The 15895-nt window shown below is 71.6% G+C and carries 9 protein-coding genes; 7 read left to right on the forward strand and 2 right to left on the reverse strand.

Features of this window, described 5'->3' with window-relative positions; translation table 11 throughout:
• From QR78_RS03190 to QR78_RS03220, 7 genes are all read left to right on the forward strand, one after another.
• Window positions 1-3114, forward strand: a 3114-nt coding sequence (locus QR78_RS03190; protein WP_244278465.1) for an MdtB/MuxB family multidrug efflux RND transporter permease subunit, incomplete at its 5' end; no start/stop codon positions are given.
• Window positions 3115-3385: 271 nt separating this feature from the next.
• The gene (locus tag QR78_RS03195; protein ID WP_048426050.1) at window positions 3386-6667 is read left to right on the forward strand and encodes an efflux RND transporter permease subunit; all 3282 of its coding nucleotides are present in this window, start codon (window positions 3386-3388) and stop codon (window positions 6665-6667) included.
• 347 nt (window positions 6668-7014) lie between these two features.
• Entirely contained in the window at window positions 7015-8496 is a 1482-nt protein-coding gene (locus QR78_RS03200; protein WP_048426051.1) for an efflux transporter outer membrane subunit, read from the forward strand.
• 351 nt (window positions 8497-8847) lie between these two features.
• The gene (locus QR78_RS03205; protein ID WP_048426052.1) at window positions 8848-10479 is read left to right on the forward strand and encodes an ABC transporter ATP-binding protein; all 1632 of its coding nucleotides are present in this window, start codon (window positions 8848-8850) and stop codon (window positions 10477-10479) included.
• Window positions 10476-11696 carry a phosphopentomutase gene (locus QR78_RS03210; protein ID WP_048426053.1) on the forward strand — a complete coding sequence of 407 codons (1221 nt, stop codon included), beginning with the start codon at window positions 10476-10478 and terminating at the stop codon, window positions 11694-11696. Before QR78_RS03205 ends, QR78_RS03210 begins: the two co-directional genes overlap by 4 nt.
• Window positions 11697-11730: 34 nt before the next feature.
• Window positions 11731-13116: a cytochrome P450 gene (locus QR78_RS03215; protein WP_048426054.1), complete on the forward strand. Its 1386-nt coding sequence runs from the start codon at window positions 11731-11733 to the stop codon at window positions 13114-13116.
• Window positions 13117-13191: 75 nt separating this feature from the next.
• Window positions 13192-13830 (forward strand): TetR/AcrR family transcriptional regulator, encoded by a 639-nt coding sequence (locus QR78_RS03220; protein ID WP_048426055.1) that lies wholly within the window; start codon window positions 13192-13194, stop codon window positions 13828-13830.
• 197 nt (window positions 13831-14027) lie between these two features.
• Here the strand turns inward: QR78_RS03220 and QR78_RS03225 are convergent, their stop codons facing one another.
• Window positions 14028-14969 carry a dihydrodipicolinate synthase family protein gene (locus tag QR78_RS03225; RefSeq protein ID WP_244276447.1) on the reverse strand — a complete coding sequence of 314 codons (942 nt, stop codon included), beginning with the start codon at window positions 14967-14969 and terminating at the stop codon, window positions 14028-14030.
• A 36-nt stretch (window positions 14970-15005) separates the two neighbouring features.
• Window positions 15006-15791, reverse strand: coding sequence for a FadR/GntR family transcriptional regulator (locus QR78_RS03230; RefSeq protein ID WP_082171833.1), 786 nt, complete (start codon window positions 15789-15791; stop codon window positions 15006-15008).
• Window positions 15792-15895 lie beyond the last annotated feature (104 nt).

Consider the following 15895-nt stretch of genomic DNA (forward strand, 5'->3'; position numbering starts at 1 on the left):
CCCTCCCGCCTGTTCATCCTGCGCCCGGTCGCGACCACGCTCCTGATGCTGGCGATCCTGCTCGTCGGCATGATCTCCTATTTCAACCTGCCGCTCTCGGCGCTGCCCTCGGTCGATTACCCCACGATCCAGGTCCAGACCTTCTATCCCGGCGCCAGCCCCGAGGTGATGACCTCGGCGGTGACGGCGCCGCTGGAGCGGCAGTTCGGCCAGCTCGCCAACCTCAACCAGATGACGTCGCAGTCCTCGGCCGGGGCCTCCGTCATCACGCTCCAGTTCAACCTCGATCTCGGCATCGACATCGCCACCCAAGAGGTTCAGGCCGCCATCAACGCCGCCGGCAACCTCCTGCCGGGCGACCTGCCGGCCCCGCCGGTCTACGCCAAGGTGAACCCCGCCGACGCGCCGATCCTGACGCTCGCGCTCACCTCCAGGACCCTGGCGCTGACGCAGGTGCGCGACCTCGCCGAGACGCGGCTGGCGCAGAAGATCAGCCAGGTCTCGGGCGTCGGCCTCGTCTCGATGGCGGGCGGGCAGCGGCCGGCGGTGCGGGTGCGGTTCAACGCCTCGGCGCTGGCGGCCTACGGCCTCAACATCGACGACCTGCGCACCACCATCAACAACCTCAACGTCAACACCCCGAAGGGCTCGATCGACGGGCCGACCCAGTCCTTCACCATCAACGCCAACGACCAGATCCGCGATCCCGGCGCCTATCGCGATGCGGTGATCGCCTATCGCAACGGCGCGCCGGTGCGGCTCTCGGCGGTGGCCGAGGTGGTGGAGGGGGCTGAGAACACCCAGCTCGGCGCCTGGATGGACACCACGCCCGCGGTGATCCTCAACATCCAGCGCCAGCCCGGCGCCAACGTCATCGCGGTGGTCGACCGGATCAAGGCGCTGCTGCCCCAGCTCCAGGCGACCCTGCCGGCCGCGATCCAGGTCACCCCGCTCACCGACCGCACGGTGACGATCCGGGCCTCGGTCGAGGACGTGCAGTTCGAACTCCTGCTGGCCATCGCCCTGGTGGTGCTGGTGATCTTCCTGTTCCTGCGCTCGCTGCCCGCCACCCTGATCCCGAGCCTGTCGGTGCCGCTCTCGCTCGTCGGCGCGCTGTCGGTGATGGACCTGTGGGGCTTCTCCCTCGACAACCTGTCGCTGATGGCGCTCACCATCGCGACCGGCTTCGTGGTAGACGACGCGATCGTCGTCATCGAGAACATCGCCCGCCACGTCGAGGAGGGCGACAGCCCGATGGAGGCGGCCCTCAAGGGCTCGCGCGAGATCGGCTTCACCATCATCTCGCTCACCGTCTCGCTGCTGGCAGTCCTGATCCCGCTGCTGTTCATGGGCGAGGTGGTGGGGCGCCTGTTTCACGAATTCGCCATCACGCTCGCCGCCACCATCGTGATCTCGGGAATCGTCTCGCTGACCCTCGTGCCGATGTTGTGCGCGCGGCTGCTCCGCCACGAGGCCCCCCAGGCCCGCGCCGCCGGGCGGATCTCCAATGCCGGGCGCCGGCTGATGGAGGGCGGCATCGCCTTCTACGGCCGGACCTTGCGGGGCGTCCTCGCCCATCAATGGCTGACGCTGCTGGTCGCGATCGGCACCCTCGTGCTGACCATCTACATGTACGTCGTGATCCCCAAGGGCTTCTTCCCGGTCCAGGATACCGGACTGATCCAGGGCATCACCCAGGCCGACCAGACCGTCTCGTACAGCGCCATGGCCGAGCGCCAGCAGCGCCTGGCGGAAGCGATCCTCAAGGACCCGGACGTGGTCAGCCTGTCGTCGTTCATCGGCGTCGACGGGCAGAACGTGACGCTCAATTCCGGCCGCTTCCTCATCAACCTGCGCCCGCGGGAGGAGCGGGCGGAGAATGCGGGCGCGATCATCCGGCGGATCAATGCCCGGGTGGCCGACGTGCCGGGCATCGCCTTGTTCATGCAGCCGGTCCAGGACCTCACCATCGACACGGCGGTGAGCGCCACCCAGTACCAGTTCATCCTGGAGAACCCGGACCCGGCCGCCTTCGACACCTGGGTCCCGCGCCTCGTCGATCGCCTCAAGGCCATCCCCGACCTCGCCGACGTGGCGAGCGACCGGCAGGCGAGCGGCTTGGCGGCCTACATCACCATCGACCGCGCGACGGCGGGCCGCTACGGCATCACCCCGGCTTCCGTGGACAACGCGCTCTACGACGCCTTCGGCCAGCGCATCATCTCGACGATCTTCACCCAGTCGAACCAGTACCGGGTGATCCTGGAGGCCGATCCGGCGCTGCACCGGACGCTGGATTCGCTCCAGCGGATCTACCTGCCGTCCTCCACGGCCTCGAACGGCCAGGTGCCGCTCACCGCCATCGCCCAGGTGAGCGAGCGCCGCGCGCCGCTCCTCATCAGCCATCTCGGCCAGTTCCCGGCGACCACGATCTCGTTCAACCTCGCGCCCGGCGCCTCGCTGGGGCCGGCGGTGGCGGCGATCAAGGCGGCGGAGCGGGAGATGGGCATGCCCGACAGCTTCCGGCTGATCTTCCAGGGCTCGGCGCTGGCCTTCCAGGCCTCCCTCGACAACACCCTCTTTCTGGTCCTCGCCGCGATCGTCACGGTCTACATCGTGCTGGGCGTGCTCTACGAGAGCTTCGTCCACCCGATCACGATCCTGTCGACCCTGCCCTCGGCCGGCATCGGGGCGCTGGCCGGGCTGATGCTGTTCAACCACGACCTCGACATCATCGGCATCATCGGCATCGTTCTCCTGATCGGCATCGTGAAGAAGAACGCCATCATGATGATCGACTTCGCGCTCCAGGCCGAGCGCGAGGAGGGGATGACTCCGCGGGACGCGATCTACGAGGCCTGCATCCTGCGCTTCCGCCCGATCCTGATGACGACCTTCGCGGCACTGTTCGCCGCGATTCCGCTGATCCTCGGGACGGGGACCGGCTCGGAGCTGCGCCAGCCGCTGGGCCTCTCGATCGCCGGCGGGCTGATCGTGAGCCAGATCCTGACGCTCTACACGACACCCGTGATCTACCTCGCCTTCGACCGGCTGGGGCGGCGCCTCTCCGGACGACGCGATAGCGGGCTGGCGCCCGGGGAGGCGGTGCCGTGAGGGAAGCGACGGCCGAACAAATTTCCACTTTCGGTCGCGCGCATCCCCTCTCCCCGCGGGCGGGGAGAGGGCTGCTGACCCCTTGTCGGGTCAGCAGCGAGGCGGTAGCCGAAGGTGAGGGGGTGTCTCCGGATGAGACTCTTCCGGCACCACCCCCTCACCCTCGCTCCGGCTTCGCCTGCGCTCACTTCACCCCCGACGAGGGGGGTGAAGTCCTCTCCCCGCCCGCGGGGAGAGGGGAAAACCTGCGTCGAGCCCCCGGGGCCCGCCCGTGAACCTCTCCGCCCCCTTCATCCTGCGCCCGGTCGCCACCACGCTCCTCACGCTGGGCGTGCTGCTCGCCGGGCTGTTCGCCTTCGTGCGGCTGCCGGTGGCGCCGCTGCCGCAGATCGATTTTCCGACCATCCTGGTCCAGGCGCAGATGCCCGGTGCCAGCCCCGACACCATGGCGACCACCGTGGCCGCGCCGCTCGAACGGCGGCTCGGCCAGATCGCCGATGTCGACCAGATGACCTCGACGAGTTCCGTCGGGCAGACCCGGATCGTGCTGCAATTCGGGCTCGACCGCGACATCAACGGCGCCGCCCGCGATGTGCAGGCGGCGATCAACGCCGCGCGGGCCGACTTGCCCACCGCGCTCCGCACCAACCCCACTTACCGCAAGTTCAACCCGGCCGACGCGCCGATCCTGATCCTCGGCCTGACCTCGAAGACGCTGAGCCCCGGCGCGCTCTACGATTCCGCCGCGACGGTGCTCGCCCAGAAGCTGTCGCAGCTCGAAGGGATCGGCAACGTCGATATCGGCGGCTCGTCGCTGCCGGCGGTGCGGGTCGAGCTCGATCCGAACGCCCTGTTCCATTACGGCATCGGGCTCGAGGGCATCCGCGCGGCGCTCGCCAGCGCCAACGCCAACTCGCCGAAAGGCGCGATCGAGGCCGGCGAGCGGCGCTACCAGCTCTACGCCAACGACCAGGGCCGCAAGGCCGCCGACTACCAGGACATCGTGGTGGCCTACCGCAACGGGGCCGGCGTGCGCCTGCGCGACGTCGGCCAGGTGGTCGACGGCGTCGAGGACCGGCGCAACCTCGGCCTCGTCAACGGCCAGCGCGGCGTGCTCCTGATCGTCTACAAGCAGCCCGGCGGCAACGTGGTCGAGACGATCGACCGGCTCAAGGAAGCGCTGCCGCAACTGAAGGCGGCGCTCCCGGGCGATACCGAACTGATCGTCACCGGCGACCGCTCGCTCACCATCCGGGCTTCCTTGGCGGAGGCCGAGCGCACGCTGATCATCTCGGTCGGCCTCGTGATCCTGGTGGTGTTCGGCTTCCTGCGCTCGGCGCGCGCGACGCTGATCCCGGCGGTGGCCGTGCCGATCTCGCTGGTGGGCACCTTCGCCGCCATGTGGCTGTGCAGCTACAGCCTCGACAACATCTCGCTGATGGCGCTGATCATCGCGGCGGGCTTCGTCGTCGACGACGCGATCGTGGTGCTGGAAAATATCCAGCGCCACATCGAGGACGGGCGCTCCCGGATCGAGGCGGCGTTGCTCGGCGCCCGCGAGGTTGGGTTCACGGTCCTGTCGATGAGCCTGTCGCTGATCGCGGTGTTCCTGCCGATCCTGCTGGCAGGCGGCATCATCGGGCGGTTCTTCCAGGAATTCGCCGTCGTCCTGTCCCTGGCGATCCTGATCTCGCTGGTCGTCTCGCTCACCACCACGCCGATGATGTGCGCCCGCTTCCTCAAACCCGAGATGCACGGCGCCCGGCCGGGCCCGGTGGCGCGGGTGCTGGAGGGCGCCTTCGCGGGCCTCCTGTCGGGCTACCGCGTCACCCTCGACTGGGCTTTGCGCCACGGCGTGACCGTGATGCTGGTGCTGCTCGCCGCGGTCGTCCTCAACGTCTATCTCTACGTGATCGTGCCGAAGGGGTTCTTTCCCCAGCAGGATACCGGCCAGATGATCGGCGGCATCCAGGCCGACCAGCGCATCTCGTTCCAGGCGATGAGCGCCAAGCTCCGGCGCGCCACCGCCATCGTCCAGGCCGATCCGGCGGTGGAGAGCGTCGTCGGCTTCACCGGCGGGCGCGGCACCAACTCGGCCAACGTGTTCGTCGGCCTCAAACCCCTCGGCCAGCGCGACCCGATCAGCGACGTGATGACCCGCCTGCGGCCGAAGCTCGCCGCGATTCCCGGCGCCCGGCTCTACCTGTTTCCGCGCCAGGACTTTTCCGTCGGCGGGCGCCAGAGCTTCTCGCAGTACCAGTACACGCTGCAAGGCGACACCAGCGAGGAACTCTACACCTGGACCCCGAAACTGCTGGAAGCCTTGCAGAAGGACCCGACCTTCACCGACGTGACCTCGGACCAGCAGCAGGGCGGCCTGGAGACGCGCCTCGTCATCGACCGGCCGACCGCCTTCCGCTACGGCCTGACCCCGGACCAGATCGACAACACCCTCTACGACGCCTTCGGCCAGCGCCAGGTCTCGACGATCTACAACCCGCTGAACCAGTACCACGTCGTGATGGAAATCGCGCCGCGCTACCTCGACAATCCCGAGACGCTGAAGATGATCTACGTCTCGACCTCGGGCGCGCGGGCCCGCGGCTCGGCCACCACCAACGCGGTCGCCGGCACTGTCGCCAGCGCCGCCACGGCGAGCACGGACGCGACCAGCGCCGCCGCGGTGGCGACCGATTCGGCCCGCAACGCCGCCACCAACGCCATCGCGTCGTCCGGCCGCTCCAGCGCCTCGTCGAGCGCGGCCGTCAGCAGCGCCAAGGAGACGATGGTACCGCTCTCGGCCTTCGCGAGCTTCGACACCGGCTCGACCCCGGTCCAGGTCAGCCACCAGGGGCTGTTCGTCGCCACCACGCTGTCGTTCAATCTGGCTCCCGGCAAGAGCCTGAGCGACGCCACCGCGGCGATCGACGCCCACATGCGCGACCTGCGGATGCCCGCCACCATCCACGGCGAGTTCGCCGGTGCGGCCAAGAGCTTCCAGTCCTCGTCCTCGCGCCAGCCGCTGCTGATCCTGGCGGCCCTGCTCGCGGTCTACGCGGTGCTCGGCATCCTGTACGAGAGCTGGGTCCACCCGCTCACCATCCTGTCCACCCTGCCCTCGGCGGGGATCGGGGCGATCCTCGCCCTGATGCTGGCGGGCGAGGAGTTCGGGGTGATCGCGCTCATCGCCGTGATCCTGCTCATCGGCATCGTGAAGAAGAACGCCATCATGATGATCGACTTCGCGCTCGACGCCGAGCGCACGCGGTCCCTGAGCCCGCGGGAGTCGATCCGCGAAGCCTGCCTCTTGCGCTTCCGCCCGATCATGATGACAACCCTGGCCGCGCTGCTCGGCGCGCTGCCGCTGATCTTCGACGGCGGCGAGGGCTCGGAGCTGCGCCGTCCCCTCGGCATCGCCATCGTGGGCGGCCTGATCGTGAGCCAGATCCTGACCCTCTACACCACCCCCGTCGTCTACCTGTACCTCGACCGGTTCCGGCTCTGGGTCGGCCGCCGCCGGGGCTCCGCCACGCGGGCGCTGCCGGCCGAATGACCTTCTCCACCGATTTCATTGCCCAGATCGATGCCGCCTCGCCGAACCCGCCCCCCTCTGCGGGGGAGTGTCCGGGGAACGGAAACGGCGCGGGTTTCCCCTCTCCCCGCGGGCGGGGAGAGGCCTTCACCCCCCTTGTCGGGGGTGAAGGAAGCCCGCAGGGCGAGGGTGAGGGGGTATTTCCGGAGGAGTCTCACTGGTCGAGACCCCCTCACCCTCGCTCCGGCTACGCCTGCGCTCACTTCATCGACGACAAGGTCGATGAAGTCCTCTCCCCGCCCGCGGGGAGAGGAGATTTCTTGCGCTATACTTTTTTTCAAACAGCCCTTCGCAGAGGGGGGAGGGTCATGGGCGGCGCCTCGCACCTCGCGGCGGGGATCGTCCTTCCCCTGACCCTCGCCGGCTGCCTCGTCGGCCCCGACTATTCCCGCCCCACCGTCGAGACCCCGCCCGCCTTCAAGGAGGGCGGCGCCCGACCGATGCCGCCGCGCAACTGGCGGCCGATCCGACCCCGGGACGAGATCGACCGCGGCGACTGGTGGCGGGTCTTTCGCGATCCGACCCTCGACCGGCTGATCCGCCTGATCGACGTCGACAACCAGAACCTGCGCGCCCAGGTCGCCGCCTACCGGCAGGCCCGCGCCCTGGTGCAGGAGGCCCGCGCCCAGCTATTTCCGACGGCGCTCGGCGCCCCCTCGATCAGCCGCGCCAGCACCGGCGGGGTCGAGCGCACGGTCCTGACGCTGCAGGGCTCGGCGACCTGGGAGCCCGACCTGTTCGGCCGCGTCCGCCGCACGATCGAGAGCGACGTCGCCGCCGCCCAGGCCAGCGCCGCCGACATCGCCTCGGTGCGCCTCGCCTTGCAGACGCAGCTCGCGACCGCCTATTACCAGCTGCGCTACCAGGAATCCTTGCAGCGCCTGCTCGAGCGCACCGCCCAGGCCTACCAGCGCTCGCTCGACATCGCGCAGAACCAGTACGCTGCCGGCGTCGCCGCCCGCTCCGACGTCATCACCGCCCAGACCCAGCTCCAGACCACCCAGGCCAACGCCATCGCGGTCGGGCTGCAACGGGCGAACCTCGAACACGCCATCGCGACCCTGATCGGCCGCCCGCCCTCCGAGGTGTCGCTCGCCCGCGGCAGCCTGCCGTCGAGCCCGCCCGCCGTGCCGGTCAAGCTGCCCTCCGACCTGCTGGAGCGCCGGCCCGACGTGGCGCTGGCCGAGCGGACCGTGCAGGCCCAGAGCGCCCAGATCGGCGTGGCGGTCGCGGCGTTCTATCCCACCGTCACCCTGTCGGCGAGCGGCGGCATCGCGGGCGATCCGGCCCGCACCTTCTTCTCGGCCGCCAACACGTTCTGGTCGGTGGCGGCCTCCGGCAGCCAGGTGCTGTTCGACGGCGGCGCCCGCACCGCCGCCCTCCAGGCCGTCGAGGCGGCCTACGACGCGGCGGTCGCCAATTACCGCCAGACCGTGCTCACCGCCTTCCAGCAGGTCGAGAACGGCCTCGCCGGCCAGCGCATCCTCGCCCGCCAGCAGGGCGCGCAGGACCTCGCGGTGCAATCCTCGCGCCGGGCGGTCGAGATCGCGCTCAACGAGTACCGGGCCGGCACCCAGAACTACACCACCGTCGTCACCGCCCAGGCGCTGGAACTCAACAACGAGGTCACGGCGCTCCAGGTCCGGCTCAACCGCTTCACCACCGCGGTGTCGCTGATCGGCGCGATCGGCGGCGGCTGGGACACCCGGAGCCTGCCGTCCGGCGAAGAATTGAAGCAGTTCCAGCCCCTGCCGATCGACAGCGGCCAGGCGCCGCGGGTGGATGAGTGAGAGGGGGTCCGCCCGATCTGTGTCGAGACCAATAAAGCTCGGGTTCTCTCCTCTCCCCGCGGGCGGGGAGAGGCCTTCGCCCCCCTCGTCGGGGGTGAAGGAAGCCCGAAGGGCGAGGGTGAGGGGGCGTTGCCGGAGGAGCCTCATCCTGAGACACCCCCTCACCCTCGCTTCGGCTGCGCCTCCGCTCACTTCATCGACGACAAGGTCGATGAAGTCCTCTCCCCGCCCGCGGGGAGAGGGGTTTCCGGCGATTTACCTTTTCCGGACCGCCCCGCCGCCCCGGTTCCCGCCCGCCCGCGAATGCCCTAAACCGGTCCACCGGCGCGACGCCGCCCTACATCCGAGCCGATGACCGACCCGCTCCTCTCCGTCCAGGACCTCTCCGTCGCCTTCCGCCAGGGCGGGCGCGAGACCCGCGCCGTCGATCGCGTCTCCTTCGCCATCGCACCGGGGGAGACCGTGGCCCTCGTGGGCGAATCGGGCTCCGGCAAGTCGGTGACGGCGCTCTCGATCCTGCGCCTCGTCGACGGCGCGGTGCCGGAGGGACATGTCCGGTTCAAGGGCCGCGACCTGCTGACCCTGTCCGAACCCCAGATGCGGGAGATCCGCGGCGCCGACATCACCATGGTGTTCCAGGAGCCGATGACCTCCTTGAACCCGCTCCACCGCATCGCCGAGCAGGTCGGCGAGGTGTTGCGGCTGCACAAGGGCAAGGATCAGCCAATGAGCGGCGAGGCGGCCCGGGCCCGTACCCTCGAACTCCTGACCCTCGTCGGCATCCGCGACGCCGAGCGTCGGCTCGGCGCCTATCCGCACGAATTGTCCGGCGGGCAGCGCCAGCGGGTGATGATCGCCATGGCGCTCGCCTGCGAGCCCGACCTGCTGGTCGCCGACGAGCCGACGACCGCGCTCGACGTCACCGTCCAGGCGCAGATCCTGTCGCTGCTCGCCGACCTCAAGGCGCGGCTCGGCATGGCGATGCTGTTCATCACCCACGATCTCGGCATCGTGCGCCGCGTCGCCGACCGGGTCTGCGTGATGCTGCAAGGCCGCATCGTCGAGACCGGCCCGGTCGCCGAGGTCTTTGCCGATCCGCAACACGACTACACGCGGCGCCTGCTCGCCGCCGAGCCGCGCGGCCGCGGCAACCCGGTGCCCGACGGGGCGCCGATCCTGGTCGAGGCCGGGCCGATCCGGGTGCATTTCCCGATCAAGACCGGGCTCCTCCGGCGCACCACCGGCCACGTCAAGGCGGTGGACGGGGTGAGCGTGAGCGTGCGCGAGGGCGAGACCGTCGGGGTGGTGGGCGAATCGGGCTCCGGCAAGACGACGCTCGGCCTCGCCATCCTGCGCCTCATCGCCTCGCAGGGGCCGGTGGTCTATCTCGGCCGGCGCATCGACGGGCTGTCTTCCGGCGCGATGCGGCCGCTGCGGCGCGAGATGCAGGTGGTGTTCCAGGACCCCTACGGCTCGCTCTCGCCGCGGATGTCGGTGGCCGAGATCGTCGCCGAGGGGCTCGAGGTGCAGGGCAAGGGCCGCAGCGATGCCGAGCGCCGGGAGATCGTCGCCCGGGCGCTCGCCGATGTCGGGCTCGATCCCGCCGCCATGGACCGCTATCCCCACGAATTCTCCGGCGGCCAGCGCCAGCGCATCGCGATCGCCCGCGCCATGGCGCTCGATCCGCGCTTCGTCGTCCTCGACGAGCCGACCTCGGCGCTCGACATGTCGGTCCAGGCCCAGATCGTCGAATTGCTGCGCGAACTCCAGGCCCGGCGCGGCCTCGGCTACCTGTTCATCAGCCACGACCTCAAGGTGGTCCGCGCGCTCGCCAACCGGGTGATGGTGATGCAGGGCGGGCAGGTGGTGGAGGAGGGCGCGGCGGACGAGATCTTTTCCGCGCCCCGCACCGCCTACACCCGGGCCCTGTTCGCCGCCGCCTTCGACCTCGCGGCGGCCCCCGCCGGGGCGGTGAGCGAATGACCCGGGCGCTCCTCATCGTCCTCGATTCCGTCGGCATCGGCGGCGCGCCGGATGCCGCCGCCTTCGGCGACGAAGGCGCCGACACGCTCGGCCACATCGCGGAGGCCTGCGCGGCGGGACGCGGCGACCGGGCGTCCTTGCGCGCCGGCCCCCTGCACCTGCCCCACCTCGCCGGCCTCGGCCTCGGCCTCGCCGCGCAAGGCGCGAGCGGCCGGATGCCGCCGGGCCTCGCGCCGGCCGGATTGATCGCGGGCGCCCACGGCCACGCGGTCGAGAGCGCGCAAGGCAAGGACACGGTGTCGGGCCATTGGGAGATCGCCGGCGTGCCGGTGGATTTTTCCTGGGGCCACTTCCCGGCGACGCGGCCGGCCTTCCCGCCCGAGCTGGTGCAGGCGCTGATCGCGGAGGCCGGGCTGCCGGGCATCCTCGGCGACTGCCAGGCCTCCGGCACGGCGATCATCGACGAGCTGGGGGCCGAGCACGTCCGGACGGGCAAGCCGATCTGCTACACCTCGGTCGACAGCGTTTTTCAGATCGCCGCCCACGAGGCGGCGTTCGGGCTCGACCGGCTCCATGCCCTCTGCGCCATCGCCCGGCGCCTGTGCGACCCCTACCGGATCGGTCGGGTCATCGCCCGGCCCTTCACCGGCGACGACACCTCGGGCTTCACCCGCACCGCGAACCGGCGCGACTACGCCGTGCCGCCGCCCGCCGACACGCTGCTCGACCGGCTCGACGCCGCCGGACGGACGGTGGTGAGCGTCGGCAAGATCGGCGACATCTTCGCCCACCGGGCGACCGGCCGGGAGGTCAAGCCCGGCGGCAACGATGCCTGCCTGACCGCGGCCCTCGACGCGCTGACCGGCCTGCCCGATGGCGGGTTCGTCTTCGCCAACCTCGTCGAGTTCGACACCGAATACGGCCACCGCCGCGACGTGCCGGGCTACGCCGCCGCGCTCGAACGCTTCGACGCGCGGGTGCCGGAGATCCGGGCGGCCTTAAGGCCGGGCGATCTCTGCCTCGTCACCGCCGACCACGGCAACGACCCGACCTGGACCGGCACCGACCACACCCGCGAGCAGGTGCCGGTGCTGCTGTTCGGGCCCGACGTGACGCCCGGCCCCCTCGGCCGGATGGGCTTCGCCGCGATCGGCCAGCGGATCGCGGAGCATCTCGGGCTGCCGGAAGGATTGGCGGAAGCGGGGCCGGTCGCGTAAGCCTCCGGGGAGAGACCACCGGAGACGCCCATCCGTGACCCTGACGGCCGCCCCAGAGGCTCACGCGCCGCCGGTGCCGGCCCTCGCCGAGCGGGTCGGCTGGCTCGGGCTCCTCGGCGCGTTCCGGCGCAACACCCTGGAGGCGTTTCCCCGCGCCTGCCTCGACGCGCCGGTGGTGACGATCCCGCTGCCAGGCGGCCGGATGGTGCTGCTCTCGACGCCGGCCGGCGCCCGTCACGTCCTGCTCTCGGCCGCCGACGACTTCGAGCGCCTGCCCGCCGGCCGGCGGGTGCTCGGGCCGATCGCCGGGCGCGGCCTGGTGCTCGCCGACGGCGAGGCCTGGCGCCACCAGCGCCGGGTGCTGGCCCCCGCCTTCACGCCCCGCACCCTGCCGCTCATGCTGCGCTTCGTCGCCCGCAGCGCCGAGGATTCCTGCCGCCGGCTGGAGGCGGGCCTCGGCGCTTCCGTCGACCTGCGGGGCGAGATGCAGCGCGTCGCCCTCGACATCGCCACCACCTCGATGTTCTCCCTCGAGACCGGCCCCCTCGGGGCGGAGATCCGGGACCTGATCTCGGGCTATCTCGGCCGGCTCGGCCGGCCGACGGTCGCCGACTTCCTGCTGCCGCCCGCCTGGCCGACCCCGTCGAGCCCGCGCCGGGCGCTGTTTCGCCGCCGCTGGCTGGCAACCGTGCGGGCGGTGCTGGCGGCGCGGCGCGCGCAAGGGCAAGGGCAGGCGCAAGAGCAAGGGACGCGCCACGACGCGCCGCGGGACCTGTTCGACCTCCTCGACGCGGCGCATGGCGACGCTCCCGGCGGGCTGCTCGCCGACGAGATCGGCACCCTGATCGTCGCCGGCCACGAGACCACCGCCTCGACCCTGTTCTGGGCCTGCACGCTGCTCGCCCGCGCGCCTGCCGTGCAGGACGCGCTCGCCGCGGAGGCGAGGGGCCTCGACCTCACCGAGGCGGGCGCCGCCGAGGCGCTGCCGCATCTTCGCCTCGCCCGGGCCGTGGCGCAGGAGGCGCTTCGGCTCTATCCCCCGGTCTACGTGATCGCGCGCCGCGCCGCGCAGGCGAGCACGGTCGAGGGCGTCACGATCCCGGCCGGCAGCATCGTGATGATCCCGACCTGGATCCTCCACCGCAACCCGCGCTGGTGGGACCGGCCGGCGGCCTTCGACCCCGGCCGCTTCCTCGACCGCCCCGAGCCGGACCGCTTCCTCTACCTACCCTTCGGCGCCGGCCCCCGGATCTGCATCGGGGCGCAGCTGGCGCTGGCCGAGGCGACCCTGGTGCTGGCGCGGCTGATGCGCGACTTTTGCCTCGCCCTCGACGGCGATCGGCCGGTCCTGCCGGTGGCGACGACGACCGTGCGGCCGGATCATGTGCCGCGCTTCCATCTGGCGCGCCGCGCCGGTTGAGCCTGCCGCCGGCGCGAAAATGCATTATGGCAGCGGGGAACAGCCGCCCCCGCCCCGAGAAGAGACAGAATCACCGTGCGACCCTGGCGCAGCGACCCGTCCGACCGGCGCGGCTACCATCACGGCAACCTCAAGGAGGCGCTGATCGAGGCCGCGCGCCGCTTCATCGCGGAGCGGGGGATCGGCGGCTTCACCCTGGTCGATGCGGCGCGCCTCGTCGGCGTCTCGCCGGCGGCGCTCTACCGCCACTTCCGCGGCCGCGAGGCGCTCCTGGAGGAGGTGGCCGAGCGCGGCTTCACCGAACTGGCCGCGCGGCTCGCCCGGGCGCTGCGCGGCCCCGGCACGCCGCTCGAGCGCTTCACCCGGATGGGCGAGGCCTACCTGACCTTCGCCGAGGAGGAGCCGGGCTACTACGCGGCGATCTTCGAGGCCCGGCCGATCGGCCCCGACGGCTGCAAGCCGGCCCCGGCGCCGCGGGACCGCGACGCCTTCGAGCTCCTGGTCGAGGCCCTGCGGACGACCTTCCCGGACGGGTTCTCGGCCGGCGTCGATCCGCGCTTCGTCGCCCTCGAGGTCTGGGCGCTCTCCCACGGCATCGCCACGCTCGCCGCCGCCGGCCGGCTGCCGACGGGCCCCGGCCTGCCGACCAAGCACGACCTCCTGCGCGCCGGCGTCGTCGCCATGGTGCACGGAGCGACCGCGCGGGCGGGGTAGGGGCTCGGGCAAGGTCCTCTTCCGATTCTCTACGGAATCGATACCCACACCGTCATCCCGGGGCTCGTCGAAGACGAGAACCCGGGATGACGGTGGAGGCTGTCGGCCCGGTCGGGCCGACCGAACTCAAGGTCACCCTCGAACCGCCCGGGCGGTCGCCCTCGCCGCGGCGCAGCCGGGAAAGCCCCCGGGCGCCGTCACCGCCCCCAGCGCAGCACCGCCGCATCGAGGCTCCGGGCGATCTCGATCAGGCCGGCCCGGGTCGCCGGGTGGGGCAGCTCGAGCGGGGCGCGCACGGCGTCCGAGCGGATGATGCCGCCCTCCTTCATCAGGATCTTGGCGGCGGCGAGCCCGGTCTGGCGGTTCTCGTAGTTGATGAGCGGCAGCCAGCGGCCATAGGCCTGCACCGCCTCGTCGCGCCGCCCGGCGAGGTAGGGGTCGAGGATCCGGCGGATGCCGTCGGGATAGCCGCCGCCGGTCATCGCCCCGGTGGCGCCGGCATCGAGGTCGGCCAGCAGGGTGATCGCCTCCTCGCCATCCCACGGCCCCTCGATCGCGTCGCCGCCGAGTTCGAGCAGCGTGCGCAGCTTGGCCGCCGCCTGCGCCGTCTCGATCTTGAAGTACGAGACGTTCTCGACCTCGCGGGCGAGCCGCGCCAGGAAGGCCGCCGAGAGGGTGGTGCCCGAGACCGGCGCGTCCTGGATCATGATCGGGATCGAGATCGCGTCGGAGACGGCCTGGAAGAACCGTTCGATGCCGGCCTCCGTCACCCGGATCGTCGCCCCGTGATAGGGCGGCATGATCATCACCATGGCGGCCCCCAGTTCCTGCGCGCGGCGCGAGCGCTCGGCGCAGATGTGGGTGGCGAAATGCGTGGTGGTGACGATCACCGGCACCCGGCCGGCGACATGCGTGAGCACCGCCGTCATCACCTCGTCGCGCTCGGCATCGGTGAGGACGAACTGCTCGGAGAAGTTGGCGAGGATGCACAGGCCGTGGGAGCCCGCCTCGATCATGAAGTCGATCGCCCGGCGCTGCCCGTCGAGGTCGAGGGTGCCGTCCTCGTGGAAGATCGTCGGGGCGACCGGAAAGACGCCGCGATAGGGGCGGGGCGCGGGAGCCATCTGTGCGGTCGTCATCTGTGCGGTTGTCATGGCGTTTCCTCCGGGGTTCGGTCAGGCCGCGGCGCCGTGGCGGCGCAGGCCGTTATGGATGACGCGGCGGACGGCCTCCGCCGCGCCCGCCGGGTCGCGGTCGGCGATGGCCGCCACGATGGCGGCGTGGGCGGCAAGCGTGGCCTCGCGCTCCGCCGCCTCGACGGGGGCGCTGAGCTGGAACGAGGCGCGCAACGCCACCTCGATCACCCCGCCGATCGAGCGCATGAACGGGTTGCCGGAGGCGACCGCGATCGCGACGTGGAGGGCGAGATCGCCCTCGGCGAAGCCGGCGGAATCCGAGGCCTCGCGGCGCATCCGCGCCAGGCCCGCCTCCAGGGCGGCGAGGTCGTCCGGGCCCCGGCGCTCGGCGGCCAAGGCCGCCGCCGCCGGCTCGACGGCGAGGCGGATCTCCGCGAGGTCGCGCAGGAAGCGCCGGTCGATGCCGGCCTCCAGGTGCCAGGCCAGCACGTCGGCGTCGAACATGTTCCAGGCCGCGCGCTCGCGCACCACCGTGCCGACCCGGGCCTTGGTGGTCAGGAGCCCCTTGGCGGCGAGCGTCTTGACGCTCTCGCGCAGGACCGGCCGCGACACCCCGAAGGCGGCGAGCAGCTCGCCGTCCCCGGGCAGCCGGGCCCCCGCCGGATAGCGGCCGGCGATGATCGCGGTGCCGAGGCTGCGCGCCACCTCGGCGTGGTTCGACCGGGCGCGCCCGGCCGGGATCACCACCAGACCGGTCCCCGCCGGCGCGTCGCCGGCGGCCCTGACGGGATCCGCGGCGCGGGAGGTGGCGAAGGGGGTGCGCATCCGGGACCGGGCTCGTCCGACAGGGCGCCCCGCGGCGCCGGCCGGCCCGTTACAGCACGGGGCCGCCCGGCTGAAAAGTCATACTGTTTGACTTTTATGACCCG

It is taken from the genome of Methylobacterium indicum, from assembly GCF_001043895.1.
Classification (GTDB): domain Bacteria; phylum Pseudomonadota; class Alphaproteobacteria; order Rhizobiales; family Beijerinckiaceae; genus Methylobacterium; species Methylobacterium indicum.